The 21,797-nt window shown below is 68.3% G+C and carries 23 protein-coding genes; 14 read left to right on the top strand and 9 right to left on the bottom strand.

The features are described 5' to 3' along the window. Window positions 1–20: 20 nt before the first annotated feature. Complete coding sequence (locus ACWF82_RS19810) at window positions 21–986, bottom strand: LysR family transcriptional regulator (protein ID WP_452503096.1); 966 nt, start codon at window positions 984–986, stop codon at window positions 21–23. Between the two features lie 90 nt (window positions 987–1,076). Between ACWF82_RS19810 and ACWF82_RS19805 the strand changes: the two genes are divergently transcribed. Together ACWF82_RS19805 and ACWF82_RS19800 are read left to right on the top strand one after the other, a co-directional pair. Continuing rightward, the gene (locus ACWF82_RS19805; protein ID WP_452503094.1) at window positions 1,077–2,267 is read left to right on the top strand and encodes an MFS transporter; all 1,191 of its coding nucleotides are present in this window, start codon (window positions 1,077–1,079) and stop codon (window positions 2,265–2,267) included. Window positions 2,268–2,318: 51 nt separating this feature from the next. After that, the gene (locus ACWF82_RS19800; protein ID WP_452503093.1) at window positions 2,319–2,813 is read left to right on the top strand and encodes a hypothetical protein; all 495 of its coding nucleotides are present in this window, start codon (window positions 2,319–2,321) and stop codon (window positions 2,811–2,813) included. A gap of 39 nt (window positions 2,814–2,852) precedes the next feature. On the opposite strand, the gene pabB is transcribed toward ACWF82_RS19800, so the two are convergent. Continuing rightward, a complete protein-coding gene (pabB, locus tag ACWF82_RS19795; protein ID WP_452503091.1) occupies window positions 2,853–4,910 on the bottom strand; it encodes an aminodeoxychorismate synthase component I in 2,058 nt (685 codons plus the stop codon). A gap of 49 nt (window positions 4,911–4,959) precedes the next feature. On the opposite strand from pabB, the gene ACWF82_RS19790 reads away from it, so the two are divergent. The 3 genes from ACWF82_RS19790 to ACWF82_RS19780 all read left to right on the top strand — a co-directional run bounded on the left by ACWF82_RS19790 (window position 4,960) and on the right by ACWF82_RS19780 (window position 7,856). After that, on the top strand, window positions 4,960–6,024 hold the full coding sequence (locus tag ACWF82_RS19790; protein ID WP_452503089.1) for a phosphotransferase family protein: 1,065 nt from the start codon (window positions 4,960–4,962) through the stop codon (window positions 6,022–6,024). Window positions 6,025–6,094: 70 nt separating this feature from the next. Further along, window positions 6,095–6,619: a DinB family protein gene (locus ACWF82_RS19785; RefSeq protein ID WP_452503087.1), complete on the top strand. Its 525-nt coding sequence runs from the start codon at window positions 6,095–6,097 to the stop codon at window positions 6,617–6,619. A 106-nt stretch (window positions 6,620–6,725) separates the two neighbouring features. Then, a complete protein-coding gene (locus tag ACWF82_RS19780) occupies window positions 6,726–7,856 on the top strand; it encodes an NDMA-dependent alcohol dehydrogenase (protein ID WP_452503086.1) in 1,131 nt (376 codons plus the stop codon). Window position 7,857: 1 nt separating this feature from the next. Here ACWF82_RS19780 and ACWF82_RS19775 read toward each other — a convergent pair whose 3' ends face one another. Next, on the bottom strand, window positions 7,858–8,214 hold the full coding sequence (locus tag ACWF82_RS19775) for an iron chaperone (RefSeq protein ID WP_452503084.1): 357 nt from the start codon (window positions 8,212–8,214) through the stop codon (window positions 7,858–7,860). A 48-nt stretch (window positions 8,215–8,262) separates the two neighbouring features. After that, the gene (gene aztA / locus ACWF82_RS19770) at window positions 8,263–8,940 is read right to left on the bottom strand and encodes a zinc ABC transporter ATP-binding protein AztA (protein WP_452503082.1); all 678 of its coding nucleotides are present in this window, start codon (window positions 8,938–8,940) and stop codon (window positions 8,263–8,265) included. Between aztA and aztB the strand changes: the two genes are divergently transcribed. The 3 genes from aztB to aztD all read left to right on the top strand — a co-directional run bounded on the left by aztB (window position 8,902) and on the right by aztD (window position 13,237). Beyond that, entirely contained in the window at window positions 8,902–11,067 is a 2,166-nt protein-coding gene (gene aztB, locus ACWF82_RS19765; RefSeq protein WP_452503080.1) for a zinc ABC transporter permease AztB, read from the top strand. The genes aztA and aztB overlap by 39 nt on opposite strands. 68 nt (window positions 11,068–11,135) lie before the next feature. Continuing rightward, window positions 11,136–12,044: a zinc ABC transporter substrate-binding protein AztC gene (gene aztC / locus ACWF82_RS19760; protein ID WP_452503078.1), complete on the top strand. Its 909-nt coding sequence runs from the start codon at window positions 11,136–11,138 to the stop codon at window positions 12,042–12,044. A 26-nt stretch (window positions 12,045–12,070) separates the two neighbouring features. Beyond that, on the top strand, window positions 12,071–13,237 hold the full coding sequence (gene aztD / locus ACWF82_RS19755) for a zinc metallochaperone AztD (protein ID WP_452503076.1): 1,167 nt from the start codon (window positions 12,071–12,073) through the stop codon (window positions 13,235–13,237). A gap of 114 nt (window positions 13,238–13,351) precedes the next feature. Here the strand turns inward: aztD and ACWF82_RS19750 are convergent, their stop codons facing one another. Continuing rightward, on the bottom strand, window positions 13,352–14,548 hold the full coding sequence (locus ACWF82_RS19750; RefSeq protein ID WP_452503074.1) for a serine hydrolase domain-containing protein: 1,197 nt from the start codon (window positions 14,546–14,548) through the stop codon (window positions 13,352–13,354). Between the two features lie 38 nt (window positions 14,549–14,586). On the opposite strand from ACWF82_RS19750, the gene ACWF82_RS19745 reads away from it, so the two are divergent. Together ACWF82_RS19745 and ACWF82_RS19740 are read left to right on the top strand one after the other, a co-directional pair. Further along, window positions 14,587–15,402, top strand: coding sequence for a serine hydrolase domain-containing protein (locus tag ACWF82_RS19745; RefSeq protein ID WP_452503072.1), 816 nt, complete (start codon window positions 14,587–14,589; stop codon window positions 15,400–15,402). 102 nt (window positions 15,403–15,504) lie between these two features. After that, window positions 15,505–16,041: a DUF3145 domain-containing protein gene (locus tag ACWF82_RS19740; RefSeq protein WP_452503070.1), complete on the top strand. Its 537-nt coding sequence runs from the start codon at window positions 15,505–15,507 to the stop codon at window positions 16,039–16,041. 15 nt (window positions 16,042–16,056) lie between these two features. On the opposite strand, the gene ACWF82_RS19735 is transcribed toward ACWF82_RS19740, so the two are convergent. Further along, on the bottom strand, window positions 16,057–16,629 hold the full coding sequence (locus ACWF82_RS19735) for a GNAT family N-acetyltransferase (RefSeq protein ID WP_452503069.1): 573 nt from the start codon (window positions 16,627–16,629) through the stop codon (window positions 16,057–16,059). A 78-nt stretch (window positions 16,630–16,707) separates the two neighbouring features. After that, the gene (locus ACWF82_RS19730) at window positions 16,708–17,523 is read right to left on the bottom strand and encodes an NAD(P)H-binding protein (protein WP_452503067.1); all 816 of its coding nucleotides are present in this window, start codon (window positions 17,521–17,523) and stop codon (window positions 16,708–16,710) included. A gap of 351 nt (window positions 17,524–17,874) precedes the next feature. Between ACWF82_RS19730 and ACWF82_RS19725 the strand changes: the two genes are divergently transcribed. The 4 genes from ACWF82_RS19725 to ACWF82_RS19710 all read left to right on the top strand — a co-directional run bounded on the left by ACWF82_RS19725 (window position 17,875) and on the right by ACWF82_RS19710 (window position 20,362). Further along, entirely contained in the window at window positions 17,875–18,450 is a 576-nt protein-coding gene (locus tag ACWF82_RS19725) for a hypothetical protein (RefSeq protein WP_452503065.1), read from the top strand. A 100-nt stretch (window positions 18,451–18,550) separates the two neighbouring features. Beyond that, window positions 18,551–19,333 (top strand): class I SAM-dependent methyltransferase, encoded by a 783-nt coding sequence (locus ACWF82_RS19720; RefSeq protein ID WP_452503064.1) that lies wholly within the window; start codon window positions 18,551–18,553, stop codon window positions 19,331–19,333. A 170-nt stretch (window positions 19,334–19,503) separates the two neighbouring features. Further along, window positions 19,504–20,079 carry an RNA polymerase sigma factor gene (locus tag ACWF82_RS19715; protein ID WP_452503061.1) on the top strand — a complete coding sequence of 192 codons (576 nt, stop codon included), beginning with the start codon at window positions 19,504–19,506 and terminating at the stop codon, window positions 20,077–20,079. Next, complete coding sequence (locus ACWF82_RS19710; RefSeq protein ID WP_452503059.1) at window positions 20,060–20,362, top strand: hypothetical protein; 303 nt, start codon at window positions 20,060–20,062, stop codon at window positions 20,360–20,362. Before ACWF82_RS19715 ends, ACWF82_RS19710 begins: the two co-directional genes overlap by 20 nt. A gap of 104 nt (window positions 20,363–20,466) precedes the next feature. Here the strand turns inward: ACWF82_RS19710 and ACWF82_RS19705 are convergent, their stop codons facing one another. Continuing rightward, window positions 20,467–20,796 (bottom strand): hypothetical protein, encoded by a 330-nt coding sequence (locus ACWF82_RS19705; RefSeq protein WP_452503057.1) that lies wholly within the window; start codon window positions 20,794–20,796, stop codon window positions 20,467–20,469. A gap of 2 nt (window positions 20,797–20,798) precedes the next feature. Next, window positions 20,799–21,797, bottom strand: a 999-nt coding sequence (locus tag ACWF82_RS19700; protein ID WP_452503055.1) for a (Fe-S)-binding protein, incomplete at its 5' end; no start/stop codon positions are given.

Genomic DNA, 21,797 nt, shown 5'->3' with positions numbered 1-21,797 from the left:
TCATGCCCCACCGACAGGGTTTATCGGTGCGTGTTCGCCTGGGCGCAGGCCCGGCGCCGATAACCGTCGACGACGCTGTGCAGGGTGGCCAGCTTCGCCGGAACCGGGTTACCCGGGTGCCAGGCGATGCCGAACGTGCATTCGGTGAGGTCTTCGACGGCGAGGTAGCGCAGGTCGGGTCGCGGGTAGAGCTCGGCCGCGACTGCCGGAACGAAGGCGACCGCCGCGCCGAGCGAAACGGTGGACAGCATCGACTCGAAGCTCGAGCCCTGGTGCGGGGCATGGCGAACCTCGGAGCCGTCCGGCCGCGGATTCACCGACCAGAAGTCATGGCCTGCCCGGAATGTCGGTGACACCAGGCTGATCACCCGATGGCCGGAAAGATCGGTCAGGCGTAGCGACGAGCGGCCTGCCAACGGGTCGGAGCTCGCGATGCACGCCAGCCGTGGTTCGACAGTGAGCGGTCCACAGTGCAGGTCGTCCGGCACCGGGAAATGGGTGAAGGCCGCGTCGATCTCGCCCGACCGCAAGGCTACGAGCTGGTCGCTGAATCGATCCAGCACCCGAACGTCAGGACCGAGACCGGGGTGGAGTTCGGTAAGCGCGGCGATGACGCTGCGGGTGGACTGCAGCGCGGCGAAGCTCTCACACACCCCGAGTCGAAGCCGTTCGGATCCAGCGGCCATGCGGCGTGCGATGTTGCGCAGCTCGTCGGCCGCGTCCACCACGCTCCGGGCGGCGGGCAGCACCGCGCGTCCCGCGGCGGTCAGTTCGACCCGGCGGCTGGATCGGTCGAACAGCGCAATGCCGAGGCGTTCCTCGAGGGATCGGATCTGCTGGCTGAGGGCCGGCTGGGTCAGGTACAGCCGGCGTGCGGTGCGACCGAAGTGAAGTTCCTCGGCAAGGGTCAGCAGGAGACGCAGCTGGTGAGCGGTCGGATCATCGATGCTGGTCGGGTGGAGCTCGGCTCGATCGATAATCGACACATTATCAAATTACGCCGATTCCAATCGTTGCGCCATTGCTGGTTCGTGACTTCGGCAGGCAGGCTGTTGATTCGGACAGAGAAGAGAATCATGCGGTCGAGTCTTGCATCACTTGTATTGTGCGTATTCGGAATCACCACAGGCGAATTCGTCATCGCGGGCATCCTGCCCGATGTCGCCACCGACCTGGATGTCTCCATCCCGGCCGCGGGGCTGCTGGTCACCGCATATGCCATCGGAATGATTGTCGGTGGGCCGACACTGACCGTTGTCACCACGCGGTTTCCCCGAAAGCCGTTGATGGTGACGCTGCTGGTGATCGCCGTGCTGGGAAATATCGCATCGGCGCTCGCGCCGGCGTATGCGGTGCTGTTCGCGGCCCGGGTCGTCACCGCGCTGGTGACATCGACATTCTTCGCGAACGCGATCGTCACCGCGGTGTCGACGGCGCCGGACGACAAACAGGCGTCGACGGTGTCGAAGCTGGTCTTCGGAATGAATGTGGCGATGATTCTGGGTGCGCCACTGGGCACCTTCATCGGTTCCCAGTACGGTTGGCGTGCCACCTTCGCGGCGGTCGCCGCGGTCTGTGCGCTCGGGCTGCTGCTCGTGGTGCGACTGGTGCCCGCGGTGGCGAATGCAGGTGCGTCGTCGGTGGCGGAGTTGCGTGTATTCCGCAGTCGCGATGTGCAATTGGCGATCGCGATCACCGCCGTCGCCAATGCCGGAGTGCTGATGGTGTTCACCTATTTTTCGCCGCTGCTGACCGGTGTCGGTGGCTTCAGCAGCGGCTCGGTCGCCGGGTGGCTGCTGGTCTACGGTGTCGGCGCGACCGTCGGAAATCTCATCGGTGGTCGCTTGTCGGACCGTGCGCCGATGCCCTCGCAGATCGGGTTGCTCACTCTGCTGACGGGCACGCTTGCCCTCATGTGGCTGGTCAGCACCAGCCCAGTGCTCATCGCTGTGCTGGTGTTCGTCCTCGGCGCACTGGGCTTTTCGGTGATCCCCGGGACGCAGGCACGGGTGCTGAGCACCGCGGCGGCGGCACCGACGCTGGCGATGGCGGTGAACGCATCGGCCTACCAGCTCGCTGCGGCGTTCGCGGGCTGGTTGGGCGGTCGGGTCATCGACAGCAGCGGCCTGCGCGCGGTGTACCTGGTCGCGGCGGCAGTCACCGTCGCCGGAATCACGCTGAGCTGTGTGGCGTGGTATCGCGATTGCCGCGCCGACGGCGACGATGCGAGGTGGCCGTCGCCTGAACGAATCAGGGAAGTTCGCTGACACGGAGTGCGCATCCCTGCGTCTCTCGCATCGGTGCGGCACAGTGGAGTCATGACGAACCCGAAGAAACGGGGACGCGCTGCGGAGCCTGTGCCGGAGCCGCAGGGGCGCAAGGTGCCGGGGGCTGACCTGTTGTCGGCCGCGCAGGCGGCGGTCGGTGCGGCGCAGACGGCGGCGGGGCAGGCTATCGATGCCGCTCAGCAGACCGCGGGGTACGCCTTCGACGCCGCGGTGCGGTTGCCACCGGCTTCGGCGCAGCTGGCCGCGCAGTTGCCGGATCTGGTGGAGAACCTGTCGATCGCGGTGGACCGGCTCAACAGCACCATCGACCGGCTCGACCGGACCCTGGCGCTGGCCGATCCGGTCTTCGCGACCTATGACCGGCTGTTGCCCCGGCTCGAAGCGATGATCTCGCTGGGCGAGGACCTCTTCGGGGCGCTGGCGAAGCTGCCTGGTGTCGGGCTGCTCGGCCGGATCACCGGGCGCACAGGCGAGGAACCCGCCCCCGAACCCCAGACGAAGAAGCGCTCACGGCCACGGCGCTGACCGGCTGACCGCGAGCGCAGGCGGCCAATCTTCCGGCGCTCAGTCGCCCGGCGTCAGCGCGCGGAAGGTCGCAGCCGCTTTCAGCACCATCTCCGCGTACTCGTCCTCGGCGTCGGAGTCGAGGACGATCGCGCCGCCCGCGCCGATCCGCCACTCGTCGTCGTAGCGGACCGCCGTCCGGATGACGATATTGAGGTCGGCGGTGCCGCCCATGCCGAGGAAGCCGATCGTGCCCGAATAGATCCCGCGCGCTTGGGTTTCCAGCTCGTCGAGGATCTCCATGGTGCGCAGTTTCGGCGCGCCGGTCATCGAGCCGCCGGGGAAGCAGGCCCGCAGGCAGGCGATCACCCCGGCGTCGGGGCGCAGCGTCCCGCGCACCGTCGACACCAGCTGGTGCAGGGTGGAATAGGTTTCGGTGGCCATCAGCTCCGGCACGTGCACCGAGCCGACCTCGCAGACCCGGCCCAGATCGTTGCGCAACAGGTCGACGATCATCAGGTTCTCGGCGCGGGTCTTCGGGTCGTCGGCCAGCGACAGGCGCAGGTGCTCGTCCTCGGCGACGGTCCGGCCGCGCGGCGCCGTGCCCTTGATCGGCTTGCTCTCCACCACCCGATCCCGGTCGATCTTGAGGAACCGCTCCGGCGAGGAACAGGCCACATCGAGGCCGGGGAAACGCAGGTAGGCGGCATACGGCGCCGGGTTGCAGCGGCGCAGCCGTCGATACAGCGCGAGCCCGTCGTCGGGGGCGGCGGCGACCGCGGCCGCATCGGTCAGACAGATCTCATAGGACTCGCCCGCGTGCAGCCGCTCCTGGCAGACCGCGATATCGGCCAGATAGCGATCGCGGCCGCGGACCAGATGCGCCTGGACGGCATCCGGATCGGCCGGGACAGGCAGATCGGCGGGATTGACCCAGGTGGGCAGATCGGACAGTGCCGCATCCGTCTCGGCGAGCCAGCGATCCGCCCGCTCGATATCGTCCTCGGCCAGCGCGAGCAGGTGTGTCCGGCCTGCTTCGTGATCGACGACGATCAGCCGATCGGCGAAGATCCACCCGGCGTCCGGGGTGGGGGAGCGGTGCGCCGCGCTCGCGCCGCAGTCGGCCTTCACCTCGTAGCCGAGATAGCCCACATAGCCGCCGGCGAAATCGAAAGGCAGGGGCGGGGTTTCGCAGTGCCTGCGCCGGAGTTCGCGGTCGAGATAGTCCAGGACGGTGCCGGGGACCGACCTGCTGCCCTCGGCGTCCGTCACCGTGACGGTGCCCTCGCCGACCCGATAGCCGACGATTTCGGCGTGCGGTCCGCTCGCGTCACCGAGGAAGGAGAACCGGTCGAGGCCGGGTTCGACGTGTTCGCTGTCGAGCCAGAACGCGGTCGGTGAGCCGGCGCAGCGGCGCAGGAAGATCGCCTCGGTATCGATGGCGCGCTCGATCACACTGTGCCGCAACACGAATCGACGTTCTGGCGTCGGCTGCGGCGACAGGTCGCGTGGTCCGCGCACGAGGATCGGCGCACCATTGTGGGTGCGCGCCTTGGTGAGATCGGCGAAATTGCGCAGCAGCGCAGCGCCGAATTCGCTCGACACCGATTCGGGGTGGAACTGCACACCCCACTGCGGCCGCTCGCGGTGGCGCACGCCCATGACCACGCCGTCGCTCGTCGACGCGGTCACCTCCAGCACCTCGGGCAGCGGTTCCTCGGCGGCCAGCGAGTGATACCGGACGACGGTGAAATCCTGCGGCAGCCCGGCGAACAGGTCGCGATCGTCGTGCGCGACGCGATCGAGGTAGCCGTGCCTGGCCTCCGGTGCGCGGCCCACCGTGCCGCCCGCGCCGACCACGATCCCCTGGTGGCCGAGGCACACGCCGAGCAGCGGCAGCGTCGACTCCGCGATCACCGCCGTCGACACCCCCATGTCGCGGGCGCGATCGGGCCGGCCGGGTCCGGGCGAGATCACCACATTGTCGAAGCGGCCCAGTTCGAGCTCGCCTGCCTCGTCATTGCGCACGACGGTCGGCTCGTTCCCGTTGACCTCACTGATCAGCTGATAGAGGTTGTAGGTGAACGAGTCGTAGTTGTCGATCAACAGCGTGCGCATACTGGCAGAAATCCTACGTCGGTCCCACCGGAGTCCCGCCTCGGGCACAATGATCGCCATGTCTGTTTCGCAACCGGTCGATGTCGACCCGACCATCGCGGATTTCGCGGCGATCGGGCGCTGGATGGACGAACGTGGCCTGCCCGGCGGCGCGTTCGGTGCAGTGACCCCGATCGGCGGTGGCACGCAGAACATCATGCTGCGCTTCACCCGCGGCGATCGCGAATACGTGTTGCGACGCGGACCCAAACATCTGCGCGCCAGAAGCAACGACGTGATCCGGCGCGAATCACGACTACTCGGCGCGCTCGACGGCACCGAGGTGCGCTCACCCCGGGTCATCGCCGCCTGCGACGACGACGCCGTGATCGGCGCGGTGTTCTACCTGATGGAGCCGATCCACGGCTTCAACCCGCAGACCGAACTGCCCGACCTGCACGCGGGCGACCCGGAGATCCGGCGGCAGATGGGCCTGTCCGCGGTCGAGGCCATCGCCCGCCTCGGCTCGCTCGACTACCAGGCGCTCGGCCTGGCCGACTACGGCAAGCCCGAGGGTTTCCTGGAACGCCAGGTGCCGCGCTGGCTGCGTGAACTCGACTCCTACTCCGCCAACGAGGGCTACCCCGGCCCGCGGATTCCCGGTGTCGACCAGGTCGGCGACTGGCTCGAACGCAACCGGCCGACCACCTGGACACCGGGCATCATGCACGGTGACTGTCACCTGGCCAACATGATGTTCGAGTACGACAGCCCGCAGGTTGCGGCGATGGTCGACTGGGAGATGTCCACCATCGGCGACCCGCTGCTCGACCTCGGCTGGCAGCTGGCGACCCGCCCGGTTCCCGGCACCGTCGGCGCGGGCCTGATGGGCACCCTCGGGACGGTCGGCGGTTTGCCGACGCCGGCGGAGATGATCGAGCACTACGGCAAGTTCTCCGACCGCGACCTGAGCAACGTCACCTGGTACGAGGTGCTGGCCTGCTTCAAGCTGGGCATCGTCCTGGAGGGCACCTATGCGCGCGCGTTCGCGGGCAAGGCGCCCAAGCCGGTGGGCGACTTCCTGCACGCGGTGACCATGGAACTGTTCGAGAAGGCACGTCAGCTGATCGCGTGATGCCCGGATCTCGCCGATGATTGGCAGAATATCGATGGATCGAAAGATTCGGACATCCTAGGCTGACGGCATGATCGTTCCCGACACCAAGAACTGGACCTGGGTCCTCGAACGCGCCTGCCCCGACTGCGGATACGACGCCGAGCACACACCCTACGCGGCGGTTCCCGAGCGCACGCTCGACAGTGCCGCCCGGCTCGGCGCTGCGCTGGAGCGCGCCGATGCCCGGGTCCGTCCCGACGACACGACCTGGTCGGTACTCGAGTACGGCGCCCACGTACGCGACGTGTGCCGGATCTTCGACACCCGCCTTGCCCTGATACTGGCCGGCGACGGTGTCGAGCCGCCGCGGTTCGAGAACTGGGATCAGGACGCGACCGCCGTCGCCGACCGCTACGGCGAACAGGACCCGGCGCGGGTCGCGAGCGAGCTCGCGGTGGCCGCCGAGAAGACCGCCTCGGCCTTCGCCGCCGTCCCCGCCGATCGGCTCGAGTTGCGAGGCGCGCGCAGCGACGGATCGCTGTTCACGGTCACCTCGCTGTCCCGCTACTTCCTCCACGACCTCGTCCATCACGTCCATGACGTGCGCGGATAGATAATTCTCGGCAATATTTCTAGAACGTGTTTCAGAACTGGCCGATTCTTCGTTAGGGTGAGTGCAATCACAACGAGGCACAAGCTTGGCGAGAGGTCTACCGGACATGAAGACGAAGGGCGCGATCCTGTGGGGCACCGATCAGCAGTGGTCGGTGGAGGAGATCGAGGTCGGCGATCCCGTCGCCGGTGAAGTGCAGATCCGGATGGAAACGGCGGGCATGTGCCACTCCGACCATCACATCGTCACCGGCGCGACGCCGATGCCGGGCTACCCCGTGATGGGTGGGCACGAGGGCGCGGGTGTCATCACCAAGCTCGGCCCGAACTGCCCGGCCGACCTGGCCGTGGGTGACCACGTCATCCTGTCGTTCATCCCGGCCTGTGGCCGCTGTCCCGCGTGCGTCGCGGGCAACATGGCGCTGTGCGATCTGGGCGCGGGTCTGCTGATGGGCCAGGCGATCTCGGACGGCACCTACCGCATCCAGGCGCGCGGCGAGAACGTCATCCCGATGTGCCTGCTCGGCACCTTCGCCCCGTACATGACGGTGCACCACACCTCGGTCGTGAAGATCGACCCGACCATCCCGTTCGAGGTCGCGTGCCTCGTCGGTTGTGGCGTGCCGACCGGCTTCGGCTCCTCGACCCACGTGGCCGAGGTGCAGCCGGGCGAGACCGTGGTGATCGCGGGCATCGGCGGCGTCGGCATGAGCGCGCTGCAGGGCGCCGTGCTCTCCGGTGCATCGAAAGTCATTGCCATCGACCCGAATCCGTGGAAGCGCGAGCAGGCGCAGAAGTTCGGCGCCACCCACACCTACGAGAGCATGGCCGCCGCGATCATGCCGATGATCGACGCCACCGAGGGCCGGATGGCCGAGAAGGTCATCCTCACCATGGGTGAGATGCACGGCGACTACATCGAAGAGGGCCTGATTCTCACCGCCAAGGCGGGCACGCTGGTCGTCACCTCGATGGGCCGCATGGACGCCGGCGATGTGAAGATGAACAGCTTCTTGCTGTCCATGCTGCAGAAGACGGTGAAGGGCTGCATCTTCGGCGGCGGCAACGCCCGTCAGGACGCGCCGCGCCTGCTGTCGCTGTACAAGTCGGGTCAGCTCAACCTCGACGACATGGTCACCCGCAGTTACTCGCTGGAGGAGATCAACCAGGGCTACCAGGACATGCTGGACGGCAAGAACATTCGCGGCATCATCCGCTTCACCGAAGCCGACTGGTAAGTCACCGCTGCCGTTCCCGCTCGGCGAGCCGGACCGCGACCTGCGCGATCAGATCGTACGGAATCGGTTCCCCGAGTGGGAATTTCAGGGTGCCACGGCCCGCTGTGTAGGGCTCGATGGCACGTTCGAACTCCTCGTCTCCCTCGGGGATGGGGTACACGCTCACATGGACCTTCCATCCGGCGAAGGATATGAACGCCCGGCCGTCGAGGGTGGCGGCCGGGATGGCGTAACTGATCTTCTCGCCCGCTCCCGGCACTACCCGGTGAATCGTCTCCCGGATCTGCTGCAGGACGGCGCGCTCCGCCTCCGGCAGGCCGGCCAGATAATCGTCGACCGAGGTCGGTGTCGCGGCCATGATTTCCTCCTGCTGCGGGACGCGCGGGTGGAGCGGGCGCTGTCGATTCTACGACCGGACCACCACCTCGCCCGGCTGCCCCGCGGCGATCAGACGGCCCTCCCCGAGTAGCAGGCAGTGATCTGCCTTGTCGGCCTCGGCCAGGTCGTGGGTGGCCTGCACGACGGTGACCCCCGCGGCGCTGACCTCGGCCAGCACCGCCGAGATCGCCGTCTGAGAGGCCGCGTCCAGGCCCGTCGCCGGTTCGTCCAGCAGCAGCAGATCGGACTGTTGCGCCAGCGCTTGGGCGAGCAGTGCGCGCTGGCGTTGTCCACCCGAGAGGGTGTCCAGGCGCCGTGCGGCCAGTGCGGTGAGATCCATCCGTTCCAGGCAGGCGCTGGCGATGGCGCGGTCCGCGCGGGTGAGGCGCCGCCACGGTCCGCGATGGGCCCAGCGACCCATCGCCACGGTCTCGCCGACGGTGATCGGCAATGTCGGTGGAATCGCGGTGTGCTGCACCACGAATGCGGGCCGTCGCGTTGTGCCTCGATGCACCGTGCCCGACTGGGTGGGCACGGTCCCGGCGAGTACGCCGAGCAGGGTCGATTTCCCTGATCCGTTGGGTCCGACGATCGCGGTGATCTGTCCGCGCGGAATCGTCGCCGACATCCCGGACAGCACCGGCGTGGAGCCGTAACCCGCCGTCACGTGCTCGATCTTGATCGCTGTGTCATCTGTGTGCTGCATCTCACCTCAATTGAAACGATAATCGTTTTCAGTATATGGTTCCGCGCTATGGATTGGCTGTTCGCCCCGTTCGAGGTGGCATTCGTGCAACGGGCGCTGTGGGGTGGGCTGCTCGTGTCGTGTGTCTGCGCGCTGGCGGGGACCTGGGTTGTGGTGCGCGGCATGGCTTTTCTCGGTGACGCGATGTCGCACGGGATGCTGCCAGGTGTCGCGGTGGCGGCCCTGCTCGGCGGGAACCTGATACTCGGGGCCGCGATCAGCTGCGCTGCCATGGCTTTCGGTGTCTCGATGCTGGGGCGCAGCAAGCGGTTCGCGCCCGACACCGCGATCGGGCTGCTGTTCGTCGGCATGCTCGCCGCCGGGGTGATCATCGTGTCGCGATCGCAGTCGTTCGCTGTCGATCTGACCGGGTTCCTGTTCGGTGATGTGCTGGCCGTGCGGTCGCGTGATCTGCTGTATCTCGTTGTGGCGCTGGTGATCGCGCTGGTTATCGCGGTGCTTGGTCATCGCGCGTTCGTGGCGTCGACCTTCAATGCGCGCAAGGCGCACACCCTCGGCTTGCGTCCCAAGGCGGCGCAGGTGGCGCTGATCGGGCTGGTGACGCTCGCGATCGTGGCGTCGTTCCATGTCGTCGGGACGCTGCTGGTGTTCGGGCTGCTCATCGCGCCGCCCGCCGCGGCCATGTACTGGTCGGATCGGATTCCGGTGGTGATGGTGGTCGCGGCGCTGATCGGTGGGGTCTCCACGGCGGTGGGGCTGCTCATTTCATGGCACGCGCACACCGCGGCGGGCGCGACGATCGCGGCCGTGGCTGTCGGCTCGTTCTTCCTGTCGGCGATTGTCGCCGCGCTGCGGGACCGGTTCGGTGCGCGCCGGATGGGTGCGGCCTCGGTGGCTGCGCTCGCGGCGCTGCCGCTGGTCGGGTGTGGGTCGGGGGAGACCCCGGTGGTGGAGGAAGCGCCGCACGGGTTCGTCGCCGGTGCCGAGGAGATGGCGGAGGCGCAGAGCCGGTTGATCGTGGCCGATGCGGGCACGGGGGATGTGCGGGTCGTCGACCTCTTGACCGAGAAGGTGACTTCGATCGATGCGGGAACTGTGAAAGCCGGTTCCTCGCAACCACCTTCAGCAGAGGGTGCGTCGGCCCTTGGCGCGATGCGGCTCGTTGGCGACGGCCGGTTCGGGTTCGTGAGTTCGGGTGGGCGTCTCTCGATCGTGGACAGCGGTGCGTGGACGGTCGACCACGGCGACCATCGGCACTATTACAGCGCGCCGATTCGCGGGGTCGGATCGGGCGATATCTCGGTGGGGGGTCTGTCCGGCGCGGGAGGGTCGAGTGGTGGGCCGGGGCCGAGTGGCGCGGTGGTCTCGGCGCACAGCGATCCCGTTGTCGTAACGGTTGTTTCGGATGTCAGCGAGACCATGGTGTTCGATCGTGCGGCGCTGGGCGAAGGGGTGGCTGCGGAGCCGCGGCGGATCGACGGCATCGCGGTGCCCTACGCCGAGCGGCTGATCGTCGCCGACAATGCGGGACGCGTGGAGGTGCGCGGACGCGACGGTGCGGCGGGGGATGTGCAGTCCGCGACGTGCCCGAAGCCGCAGGGGCAGGCGGTGACCCGGCGCGGCGTCGTCTTCGGATGCGCGGACGGCGCGATCGTCGTGGCACAGCGGGACGACGGGTTCGTCACCGAGAAGATCCCGTATCCCGCACCGCCCGCCGACCGCGCGACCGCCTTTACCCATCGGCCCGGCAGCACCACGCTGACCGCCCTCGCGGGCCGACAGGGAGTGTGGACCCTCGACATCAGGAAGAAGACCTGGACGCTGACTCCGATCGCCGACGCAGTGGCGGTGAACACGGCGGGCGAAGGATCGTCGCTGCTCGTGCTCACCCGTGACGGCGTCCTGCACGGAATCGATCCGGTCACCGGCGCGGAGACAGCGCATCTCGCCTTGCCCCCTGGCCCGGTCGACGATCATGCCTCGATCCACGTAGACCCGGATCGCGCCTACGTCAACGACATTCGTGCGCGCACCATCCACGAGATCGCCTACAACGACAACCTCCGGGTGGCGCGTACGTTCCCGCTGGATATCGCGCCTTCGCTGATGGTGGAGACGGGGCTGTGAACGCGATGAACTTCAGTTCGGCTCCCTCCAGCGGTCATTCGGTGCGGCGGAGCCGGTTGCCTGTCGCGATGGTCTTGGCTGTTGTCGTGGCGATGATGGTGCCGCTGATCGGCGCCTGCTCGACGGGTAGCGATCGGTCCGGGATTGTCGTGACGACCAATATCCTCGGTGACCTGACCAGGGCGGTCGTCGGGGATACCGTGCCCGTGACCGTGCTCATGCAGGCCGGGGCCGATCCGCATTCGTTCGCGATCTCGGCGCGGCAGGCGGCCGATATCGAACGGTCGGCGCTGGTCGTGCACAACGGGCTCGGTCTCGAAGAGGGCGTGGCCCGGCATGTGCAGGCGGCGGCCGCCGCCGGGGTGCCGACGCTGGCTGTGGCCGAACGGGTCGACCCGATCGCGTACACCTCCGACGAGTCAGCGGGGAAGCCGGACCCGCACTTCTGGACCGATCCGCAGCGGGTTCGCAAGGCGGTCGAGGCGATCAGCGCGGAAGTCCTCGCGCAGGTCGACGGCATCGATGCCGGGGAAGTCCGCGCGAACACCGATCGCTACCTCGCCGAGATCGACCAACTGGACCGGTGGATGACCGACCGGTTCGCGGCGATACCGCCAGACCGCAGGCAACTGGTCACCGACCATCACGTGTTCGGTTATCTCGCACAGCGATTCGGCTTCCGCGTCATCGGTGCGGTGATTCCCAGCGGCACCACCCTGGCCTCACCCAGCGCTTCCGATCTCGACGAGCTCGCCGGCGCGATCCGGGCAGCGGGCGTCGGTGTGATCTTCGCCGATTCCGCACAGCCCGACCGGCTTTCGCGCGTCCTGGCCGAGCACGCCGGTGTGCAGGTGCAGGTGATCGGCCTGCACACCGAATCGCTCACCGCGGCCGGTGGCGGTGCGGCCACCTATCTGGAGATGGCGCGCGCCAACACCGAGGCCATCGCCCGTGGCTTGTCCGGGCCGGCAACGTAGTTCACGCAGGAGAAATGGAGCAGCACATGCACAGTCGGTCACGGATCACCACGATGGTGGCCATGTCCGGGGTCCTCGCCTCGGTGGTCGCGCTGAGTGGTTGTGGCACAGACGATGCCGCGCACGACCACGCGCACACCCCGGGCGCGGAGCCGGTCGTCCTCACCTACGACGGCGGCATCTACGTCCTCGACGGCGCCACGCTGGCCCAGCAGGGCGAGGTGAAGCTCGACGGATTCAACCGGCTCAACCCGGCAGGCGACGACGATCACCTCATGGTGTCGACCAAGGACGGGTTCCGCGTCTTCGACGCCTACGCCAAGGAATTCACCGGCACCGAATTCCCCGCCGTCAAGCCGGGGCACGTGGTGCGGCACGCGGGCAAGACCGTGCTGTTCGCCGACGGATCCGGCGAGGTCACCATCTTCGACTCGGCACAGCTCGCGCACGGTACGCCGAAGACCGAGGTCTACCAGGCGGCCGCGCCGCACCACGGTGTCGCCATCGAACTGAGCGACGAGCAGCTGGTACTCACCCTCGGCACCGCGGACAAGCGCGTCGGCGCCGTCGCGCTCGACGGAAACCGCAAGGAGCTCAGCCGGAACGAGGACTGCCCCGGCGTGCACGGCGAAGCGACCGCCCAGGGCGAAGCGGTGGTGATCGGCTGCCAGACCGGCGCGCTCGTCTACCGCGACGGGAAGTTCACCAAGGTCGCCAGCCCGGACCCCTACGGCCGGATCGGCAACATGTCCGGCAGCGAGACCTCGCCGATCGTGCTCGGCGACTACAAGGTCGACAAGGACGCCGAACTCGAACGGCCGCAGCGGATCTCGCTGGTGAACACCACCGACGGCACCCTGCGCCTGGTCGACATCGGCACCAGCTACACCTTCCGCTCGCTGGGTCGCGGCCCGGCCGGTGAGGCCCTGGTACTCGGCACCGACGGCAAGATCCACGTCATCGACCCGGTCGTGGGCGCGGTCACCCGGACCATCCCGGTGATCGGGACCTGGCAGGAACCGCTCGACTGGCAGAACGCGCGGCCTGCGCTGTTCGTGCGCGGCGGGGTCGCCTACGTGTCGGACCCGGCGACCAAGCAGGTGCACCGGGTGGACCTGGCCGACGGAAAGGTCACCGCCACCGTCACATTGGCGTCGGCACCGAACGAGATCAGCGGCGTCGCCGGACACTGATCGAGCTACGAGCCGACAGCGCGCATCGGTGGGTCTGCCCGCCGATGCGCGCTGCGGCGCTGTCCGCTCGTTCGTGACGCCGCCCGCCCCCCGTCGGCCGGATTGCGCGGGATTTCAGCCGACGCACCGCAGGACGGCGTCGCGCAGGTTGCGGCTGCGGACATCGTCGAGAATCGCCATGCCGAGACGGTTCATGCTGTAGCCGAAGCCGAGGCCCGTCGTGGGATCGGCGAAGCCGAACGATCCACCCAATCCCGTTGTGCCATAGGCGCGTTTGTCCGAGCCGAAGCGGAAACTACCGCGCGACTTGCGGAATCCGAGGTGGTAGCGGCTCTTGGTGTGCAGCACCAGGTCGCCGGCGGGCACGTCGTCGGCGGTATCGGCGGCGGCCAGCAGATCGAGCACGCCGTCGCCGATCGGCAGCGCACCGGTGCGACCGGCCGCCGCACCGTAGACACGGGCCAGCGCGCGGGCATTGCCGACGCCGTTCATACCGGGCCACTCGATTTCCAGGAACTCCCGGCGGGCGGCGCGGGCGGGCGCGCCGGGGCGCGGATTGGTCAGCGCCGCATAGGAGAGCCCCCGCTTGGCGTAGACCTCGGCGCCGATGCGCACCGGGATGTCGGCGAGTTCGTAGCGCAGGATGTCGAGGCCCTTCGTCGCCGACAGCTGGGCGACCCGCTCCATCGGCTCGGACTCGGGGAGCCCGATGAACAGATCCGCGCCGACCGGGGCGGCGATCTCCTCGGCGAAGAACCGGCCGAGGCTGCGGCCCGCCGGATCGACCCGGCGCAGGAGTTCGCTCTGATACAGACCGAGGGTGAGCGCGTGATAGCCGTGCCGTGTGCCGGGCTTCCACGCCGGTTTCTGCGCGGCCAGCAGCGCGCCGAGGGTGTCACGGTCGGTCAGCTCGCGCAGTTTCACGATCCGGTCCAGCCCGGACAGCCCCGCCTGGTGATCGATCAGCTGGCGGACGGTGACCTGTTCTTTGCCGTTGGCGGCGAACTCCGGCCAGTACTTCGCCACCGGCTGCTCGTAGTCGAGCAGCCCACGCGAGACGGCCGTGGCGATCGTGAACGCCGCCATGCCCTTCGAGGAGGAGAACACCGGCACGATCGTGTCGCGTTCCCACGGCACCTCGCGCCGACGATCGCGATGCCCGGCCCACAGGTCGACCAGGGGCTGTTCACCTGCGTAGACGGCGACGGCGGCACCGATCTCGCCGTGGTCGGTGAAGTTGCGGCGGAGGGCGTCGGCGACGGGGCCGAAACCGGCCGCCACGTCGCCGTGGATCGATGGAGCGGGACTCATGGTGACTCGATCGTAGCGGCGTCTCGTACGCTGCCGATATGCGTTCGTTCGAGCAGGTACAGCACTGGCCGGTCGCCAACGCCGCCGCCGCGGTCGTCACCGCGGGCGGTGCGTCGACCACCGGCGACACCGAGCGGGTCTTCCGGCTCGCCTCGGTCACCAAACCGCTGGTCGCCTACGCCACGCTGGTCGCGATCGAGGAGGGCGCCGTCGAACTGGACCAGCCAGCCGGTCCGCCCGGGTCGACCGTGCGCCATCTGCTCGCCCACACCTCCGGCGTCGCCTTCGCCACCCCCGACGTCATCGCCGCGCCCGGCGCCCGCCGCATCTATTCCAGCGCGGGCTTCGAACTACTGGCCGACTTCCTCACCGTGAGCACCGGCATCGCGTTTCCGCGGTATCTGCACGAGGCGGTGTTCGAACCGCTCGGCATGCGCGGCGCGGTCCTCGACGGCCCCGCCGGGCACGCGGCCCAAGCCTCGGTGGACGACCTCGTCCGGTTCGCCGCCGAGTTGCTGACACCCGAATTGATATCTCGGCAAACTCTCGACGACGCGACCTCGGTGCAATTCCCCGGCCGCGACGGCATCCTGCCCGGATTCGGTTCCCAGCGACCCAACGACTGGGGATTGGGATTCGAAATCCGCGACGGGAAATCCCCGCATTGGACGGGTTCGGCCAATTCCGGACGCACCTACGGGCACTTCGGGCAGTCCGGCACGTTCCTCTGGGTCGACCCCGAAATAGGGGTGGCGACGATCGCGCTGAGCGACGAGAATTTCGGCGACTGGGCTCGAACAGCGTGGCCGAAATTCAGCGATTCCGTGATCGCAGAGACACACAACACGCTGTGAAGTAACACCCGCAACACCGAACACTTCAGTACACTCGGGCCACGCCAGTCCGCGACGGGTCGTTGGGGAAGACGCTCCTTGTCGAGGCTGGAGGTGTTGGTAGTGCGCGCATCGAGTCAGTTCGCTGATGCGACGGCGGGTGTGGTCTACATCCACTCATCGCCCGCCGCGTTGTGCCCGCACGTCGAATGGGCACTGTCCACCGCGCTCTCATCCCCCGCGAAATTGCGCTGGACCGCGCAACCGGCCGACGGACAACTGCGCGCCAGCAGCGATTGGATCGGCCCCGTCGGCACCGCATCGCGGATTGCCCAATCATTGCGCGCCTGGCCGGTTCTGCGCTTCGAGGTCACCGAGGATCCCAGCGAAGGCGTCGACGGCGAACGCTACAGCTTCGTCCCCGCGCTCGGTCTCTGGCACGGATCCACCGGCGCCAACGGCGATGTGATGCTGGGCGAGATGCGATTACGTGCCCTCCTGCAAGCCGCCACGGAACTCGGCGGTCACGGAGCGTTCGACCTGTCGGCCGAGATCGACCGGGCGCTGGGGACGCCGTGGGACGAGGATCTCGAGACCTACCGGCAGGGAACCGATTGCGTCGGCGCCGAAGTCACCTGGCTGCGCCGCGACGTGGGCTGACCGGCCCGGAGTGGCTCAGTCCTTCTTGGCCCAGCACATTCCGTGGCCCGAATCACCCGGAGTCTTCCGCGGGCGCGGGGCGATGCGCTCGAGCCGGTAGCCGAGTCGGCGGGGGACCGCGGCGCTGCGGATGTTGGCGGCGTCGCAATGGATTTCGATGCGGGTGATGCCGGGGAGGGCCAGCGCGATCGTGGTCAGCGCCCCGGCAGCCCGGGTGATCACGCCGCGGCCGACGTGATCGACATGGCACCAGTAGCCGATCTCCAAGGTCGCCGGACCGACCCGGTCGTGGAGTCCGACCACGCCGAGCAGTTGTCCGTCAAGGTCGAAGATGCCGTAGTTGAAGCCGCCGTCCGGTGTTGGCCAGTGCGTCGTCGCCGTCTCGTGCGCCGCCCGCATCTCGTCGAAGACCGGTGGTTCCGCCGCCCAGTCCATCCAATGATGCAACTGCTCGTACGAGGCGGTGACCGCCGCGAACTTGGCTGCCAGATCCGCGGTCTGCCACCGGCGAATCACGAGATCGCCGACCACCACCCGATCGGGCGGCACGATTCCCGGTCCCAGCGCCGGCGGCTGTTCGGTGTCCATCTTTCGATCGTGATCGACCGGTCTGTACTCGTGCAACGCGATTTCGCCATGCCGCCGCGAGGCAGTCCGCTCGGGCGGTCAGTCGGCGAGGAACCGGCTGGCGTTGTCGGCTGCCCAGCGGGCGAAGGTGGTCGCCGGGCGGCCGGTGATGTCCCCGACGCTGGTGATGGGCAGGGTGGCGGGGTCGGGGGAGTAGTCGGTCAGGACGCTGTCGACGTACCAGGTCGTGTTGTCGCCCATGGTGGGGGTGAGGGCGGCGATGGTTTCTTCGCGGGAGGACCGGCGGAAGGTGATGTCGCGGCCGAGGGCGGTGGCGAGGTGACGGACCAGGTCGGTGCGGGTGAGGACCTCCGGGCCTGCCAGCGGGTAGGCACGGCGGTGGTGGGTGTCGGAGAGCAGGGCGGTGGCGGCGACGGCGGCGATGTCGTCCATGGCGATGGGGGCGGTCGCGGCATCGGGGTAGGGCTCGCGGATGACGCCGGTCTCGCGGATCTGGTGCGACCAGGTCAGGGTGTTCTCCATGAAGTCGGCAGGCCAGAGGTGGGTCCAGGCCAAGCCGCTGTCCTCGACCGCGGTGCAGACGGTGCCCCACCAGCTCTCTGGCTCGCCGGACAGGTCGACCACGTGCCGGACGCCTGCCGCGCGGGCCAGCGCCAGCACCTCGGTGACATTGTCCGGCGTCGGCGCCAGATACATCCGCTCCACGCCGTCGAACGCCGCGGGCAGGCTCTCCGGTCGTCGCAGATAGCCCTCGACCACGTCCACATCGGCAGGCAGCGCCGCCCGGCGTGAGTTCGCCGTCAGCGCGCGCACATCGGTGCGGCCCGCGGCGAGCAGGTGGTCGACAACCTTGCGGCCGATGTTCGCGGTGGCCCCCGTTACCAGGATGGTCATGTGATTCGCCTCCGGTAAGACTCGATGGACTACCCATACTGCCAACAGAATTCGCGGCGCGCACATAGCTCGCACTCCGCAAGCCGGCAGCGGTGGCGGCGGTGATGGTTACGTGTCAGCTACCCTGGCGAGGCACGCGGGTGATCCTCTGACGACACCCGCCATATCACGTCCGGCCGTTCGGCTTCCAGAAAAACCTCACCTGAATACCGGAAAATCTGGTGGTGTTTTTCCGTTATCACCGCAGGTGGGTTCCCCTCGGTCGTTAACGATGCGAAAATGTTCGCGGATCGAGATCCGGTCCAGCAGAGTATGTTCCGCCGATCACGGCGGGCAGACTGGAGGGGCAAGATGACATTCTCGTCTCGAACGAGTTCCAGCGCAAGGCGATTCGGCGCGGTCGCCGTCCTCGCGGCAGGAGCACTCGGCCTCGCGGCCACCACCGCACACGCCGGACCAGCGGCAGCCGTTCCGATCGTTCAGGGAGTCGAAGGGGGAGTGGCGTTTACGGCGAGCCCGCTCGCCGACGGCTCCGGGCTCACCGCGTCCGTCGCGGACGGGTCCTTCAGCCTCGCCGGTGGCGTGGTGACCCTCGCGGATCGGGCAGGCCGGGTGGTCGCCACCGTGCCGACCCATATCGTTACCGGCGCGGGCAATTTCGACCTCGCCGCAGGTATCGCGGCCGACGGGCAGTCGGTCACCCTGCGTCCCGTCGCCGCACCGGCCGTGGTCACCGACAACTTGGCCGCCTTCGTCGACGAAGCCGGCGACACCCTCGCCCGCAAGCAGCACAACGCTGGCATCGGCGCCCTGATCGGTGCGGGCATCGGCGCGGTACTCGGCTTCTTCCTCGGTGGAGTCGGCGCCCTGATCACCATCCCGATCGGTGCGGGCATCGGCGCCCTCATCGGCTACTCGACGCCGTAGCGAACCGGTGTGGTGGCCGGCCTGCGGGTCGGCCACCACATACCGACGGCGCGGCGTGGTGAGATGGAGCCTCGGACCTCGAGAGGACGCGGCGACGGCGATGCCCGATGAGCACAGTGCGGCCGAGACCGACCTGTTCGACTACGACGCGGAACTGCGCCCCCACAACGCACTCTTGCGTGCCGCCGCGCGCGTCGGCGCCCGTGACCGGGTGCTCGACATCGGTTGCGGCACCGGCCTGACCACGCGTGAGGCCGCCCGCGCTGCCGTCGACGGGAGCGCGCTCGGTGTCGACGTCTCGGCGCCGATGCTCGAACGGGCCCGTCGCCTCAGCGACGACGAGCAGCTGACCAACATCGCTTTCGAGCAGGCGGATGCGCAGGTTCATCCGTTCCCGCCCGCGTCTTTCGATCTCTGCATCAGCCGGTTCGGTTCGATGTTCTTCGCCGACCCGGTCGCCGCGTTCACCAATATCGGGCGGGCACTCCGGCCGGGCGCGCGGCTCGTGCTGCTGGTCTGGCAGGAGCACGACCGCAACGAGTGGGCGTCCGCGCTGGTGCGGATCCGCGCCGCGGCACCGGCCGACGGCCCGGGCCCGTTCGCCCTCGCCGACCCGGTCATCACCGAAACCGTCCTGGCGGCGGCCGGGTTCACCGACATCGAATTCACCGACGTGCACGAGCCGGTCTACTACGGCGCGGACAGCGAGTCGGCCCTCGCCAACCTGCTCCGCCTGCGGGGATTCCGGGACATGTTCGCCGCCCTCGACGCCGACGCGGCCGAGCGAACTCGCGCGCGGCTGCTCGCGACCCTCGCCGGGCACACGAGCGGCACCGGAGTGTATTTCGATTCGCGGGCCTGGATCGTCACCGCCCGTCGTTGAGCTCGCACGAGCCATGAATCCTTTCGGCCCGCCGCTGCCTCTTATCTGTGTCCCGGCACAATGTCGGGACCGGAGACGGAGGTTTGTTGTGATCATCGGAATCGGTGTTGTGGTCGGCCTGGTACTGCTGTGCACGTGCATGGTCGTCGTGCGGCGCAAACGAGCCGGGCGTGGCTGAGTCGACCTGGCCCGACCACCAGCTGATCGTCGCGGCACAGGGCGGCGACGTGGATTCGATCGCCGCGCTGGTGTCGGGCGCGCACCCGAATATCCAGCGTTTCGCCCGATCCCTGTGCGCCACACCGGAAGACGCCGAGGACGCGGCGCAGGAAGCGCTGATCATCCTGTACCGCAAGATCGGGATGCTGCGGGCCTCCGGCGCACTGGCGTCGTGGATGTTCCGCATCGTCCGCAACGAGTGCCTGCGGCGAGCACGGGTGCGGCTGCGAGATCACCCTCCGGTGCCGGACGTCGCCGCTGCCGCCTCGGCCGAGGACGAGGTCCTGCAACGCCTGGAAGCGGGTCGGGTGGCGGCCGCGGTCGCCGCCCTGCCCGCCGATCAGCGCCGCGTCCTGATCATGCGCGACATCCAGGGCTACAGCGGACGGATGGTCGCCGATGCCCTCGGACTGAGTACCGCCGCGATGAAATCACGCCTGCACCGAGCACGCGCGACGGTACGAGAAACACTGCAATCCGCATCCGACCTGGTTCCTGGAGGAAACGATGACCGGAACGAAACCTGACAGCCCCGACTTCGCCAGCTCATCCCTACCGAAACACCTGGCCCGCGGCACAGTGGGCTTCGCCGCCCTGATCGGCTCGGTCGCCCTGATCCCGCTCACCGGACCGGCCGGCCTGCTGCTCCTGCCCGTCGGGCTGATCGCGCTGCGTGGCTGCCCGACCTGCTGGGCGATCGGATTGATGCAGACGATATCGAGGGGTCGGCTGCAGCGCTCGTGCGAGGACGGTGCGTGCACATTGACCGTGGCCGGGCCTGACGAGCGCCGTACGAAGGTCGCCTCGTAGTCCACGGCAACGGTTTCAGGGTGTGCCCCACGTGAGGGCGTGGGGCACACTCTCGTTCGTCCGCAGAGCGCCTGGTGAGGGCTCGCCTTGCCCGCGAGCTCTGTTCAGCTGCCGGCCTGGCGTTCTATCGCGTCGCGAGCGGCCGACCAGACCTTCTCGAATTCGGCCGAGGTGATGTCCTCGAGAGCGACTCCCTCGAGGTCCCACTCCTCGGCATTGCCTTCGGCGACGCCACCGTACTTGCGTTCGTATGCCTGAACTGCGGTGATACCTCCGCTATCACGTGCATGCAATACCTCGACAAGTGCCGCGGCGGTGGCAGGTACACCGTCCATGCTTCCGAGCTCGACCTGTCGGCTCACGTAGCCATCGCCATCGATTTCGTACAGCAGCCAGATGCTCTCGTCCGAGCAGTATTCGCGAATCCACCGCATTCTCAACAGGTCTCCACAGGGGCCGACGCTGCCTGGACCTTCCCGCCGGGTGCCTTCGCACCACCCTTCATGCCCAGACCCTTGACCGGGGCCGCGGGAGCCGCGGTCTCGGCGGCCGGTGCCGCTTCGGCTGCCTTCGCACCCGGAGCCTTCGCACCGCCCTTCATCCCGAGTCCGCCACCGGGTGCCTTCGCGCCACCCTTCATACCCAGACCCTTGGCCGGAGCCGCCTCGGCGGCAGGCGCGGCTTCGGCAGCAGGCGCCTTCGCACCCGGAGCCTTGGCAGCACCCTTCATGCCGAGTCCGCCACCAGGTGCCTTCGCGGCACCCTTCATGCCCAGACCACCACCGGGCGCCTTCGCGGCACCCTTCATCCCCAGGCCACCACCGGCAGGTGCGGCGGCCTTCGGTGCGGCCTCGGTCGCGACCTCGGCGACCGGGGCCGGTTCCGATTCGGGCTCCGGTTCCGGCTCGGCCTTCGGCTCCTGGACCACCAGCAGGTTCGCCGACAGTTCGGCGGCGTCGATGCGGGTGATCGAGTCCAGCATCAGCTGCGAGACGTCGACGACCTCGACACCTTCGCCCTGGCCCTGTTCCTGCCGGGCGGTGACACCGTCGTTGAGCATGACCCGGCAGAACGGGCAACCGGTCGCGATCTTGGTCGGGTTGGTCGACAAGGCTTCGTCGACACGGTCGACGTTGATGCGTTTGCCGAGCTGTTCTTCCATCCACATCCGGGCGCCACCGGCACCACAGCACATCGACCGCTCACCGTGGCGCGGCATTTCGACCAGGGTCGAACCCGAGGCTTCCATCAGCTCACGCGGGGCGTTGTAGATCTTGTTGTGCCTGCCCAGGTAGCAGGGGTCGTGGTAGGTGATGTTCTGCGACACCGTCGCGACCGGCACCAGCTTCTTGTTCCGCACCAGGCGGTTGAGCAGCTGGGTGTGGTGCACGACCTCGTAGGTGCCACCGACCTGCGGGTACTCGTTGTTGAGCGC

The organism is Nocardia sp. NPDC055053, assembly GCF_053608285.1.
The sequence above is the reverse complement of the archived record's forward strand: the minus strand, read 5'-3'. Positions and strand labels throughout refer to the sequence as shown.

What these genes read in the sequence shown, in the direction of transcription:
- ACWF82_RS19805 (WP_452503094.1), top strand. Translation starts at nt 1,077, where the DNA reads ATGCGGTCGAGTCTTGCATCACTTGTATTGTGCGTATTCGGAATCACC.
- ACWF82_RS19720 (WP_452503064.1), top strand. Translation starts at nt 18,551, where the DNA reads ATGCCCGATGAGCACAGTGCGGCCGAGACCGACCTGTTCGACTACGAC.
- ACWF82_RS19730 (WP_452503067.1), bottom strand. Translation starts at nt 17,523, where the DNA reads ATGACCATCCTGGTAACGGGGGCCACCGCGAACATCGGCCGCAAGGTT.
- ACWF82_RS19750 (WP_452503074.1), bottom strand. Translation starts at nt 14,548, where the DNA reads ATGAGTCCCGCTCCATCGATCCACGGCGACGTGGCGGCCGGTTTCGGC.
- ACWF82_RS19790 (WP_452503089.1), top strand. Translation starts at nt 4,960, where the DNA reads ATGATCGCCATGTCTGTTTCGCAACCGGTCGATGTCGACCCGACCATC.
- ACWF82_RS19785 (WP_452503087.1), top strand. Translation starts at nt 6,095, where the DNA reads ATGATCGTTCCCGACACCAAGAACTGGACCTGGGTCCTCGAACGCGCC.
- ACWF82_RS19725 (WP_452503065.1), top strand. Translation starts at nt 17,875, where the DNA reads ATGACATTCTCGTCTCGAACGAGTTCCAGCGCAAGGCGATTCGGCGCG.
- ACWF82_RS19705 (WP_452503057.1), bottom strand. Translation starts at nt 20,796, where the DNA reads ATGCGGTGGATTCGCGAATACTGCTCGGACGAGAGCATCTGGCTGCTG.
- pabB (WP_452503091.1), bottom strand. Translation starts at nt 4,910, where the DNA reads ATGCGCACGCTGTTGATCGACAACTACGACTCGTTCACCTACAACCTC.
- ACWF82_RS19735 (WP_452503069.1), bottom strand. Translation starts at nt 16,629, where the DNA reads ATGGACACCGAACAGCCGCCGGCGCTGGGACCGGGAATCGTGCCGCCC.
- aztC (WP_452503078.1), top strand. Translation starts at nt 11,136, where the DNA reads ATGGTCTTGGCTGTTGTCGTGGCGATGATGGTGCCGCTGATCGGCGCC.
- ACWF82_RS19745 (WP_452503072.1), top strand. Translation starts at nt 14,587, where the DNA reads ATGCGTTCGTTCGAGCAGGTACAGCACTGGCCGGTCGCCAACGCCGCC.
- ACWF82_RS19775 (WP_452503084.1), bottom strand. Translation starts at nt 8,214, where the DNA reads ATGGCCGCGACACCGACCTCGGTCGACGATTATCTGGCCGGCCTGCCG.
- aztD (WP_452503076.1), top strand. Translation starts at nt 12,071, where the DNA reads ATGCACAGTCGGTCACGGATCACCACGATGGTGGCCATGTCCGGGGTC.
- ACWF82_RS19800 (WP_452503093.1), top strand. Translation starts at nt 2,319, where the DNA reads ATGACGAACCCGAAGAAACGGGGACGCGCTGCGGAGCCTGTGCCGGAG.
- ACWF82_RS19710 (WP_452503059.1), top strand. Translation starts at nt 20,060, where the DNA reads ATGACCGGAACGAAACCTGACAGCCCCGACTTCGCCAGCTCATCCCTA.
- aztA (WP_452503082.1), bottom strand. Translation starts at nt 8,940, where the DNA reads ATGCAGCACACAGATGACACAGCGATCAAGATCGAGCACGTGACGGCG.
- ACWF82_RS19780 (WP_452503086.1), top strand. Translation starts at nt 6,726, where the DNA reads ATGAAGACGAAGGGCGCGATCCTGTGGGGCACCGATCAGCAGTGGTCG.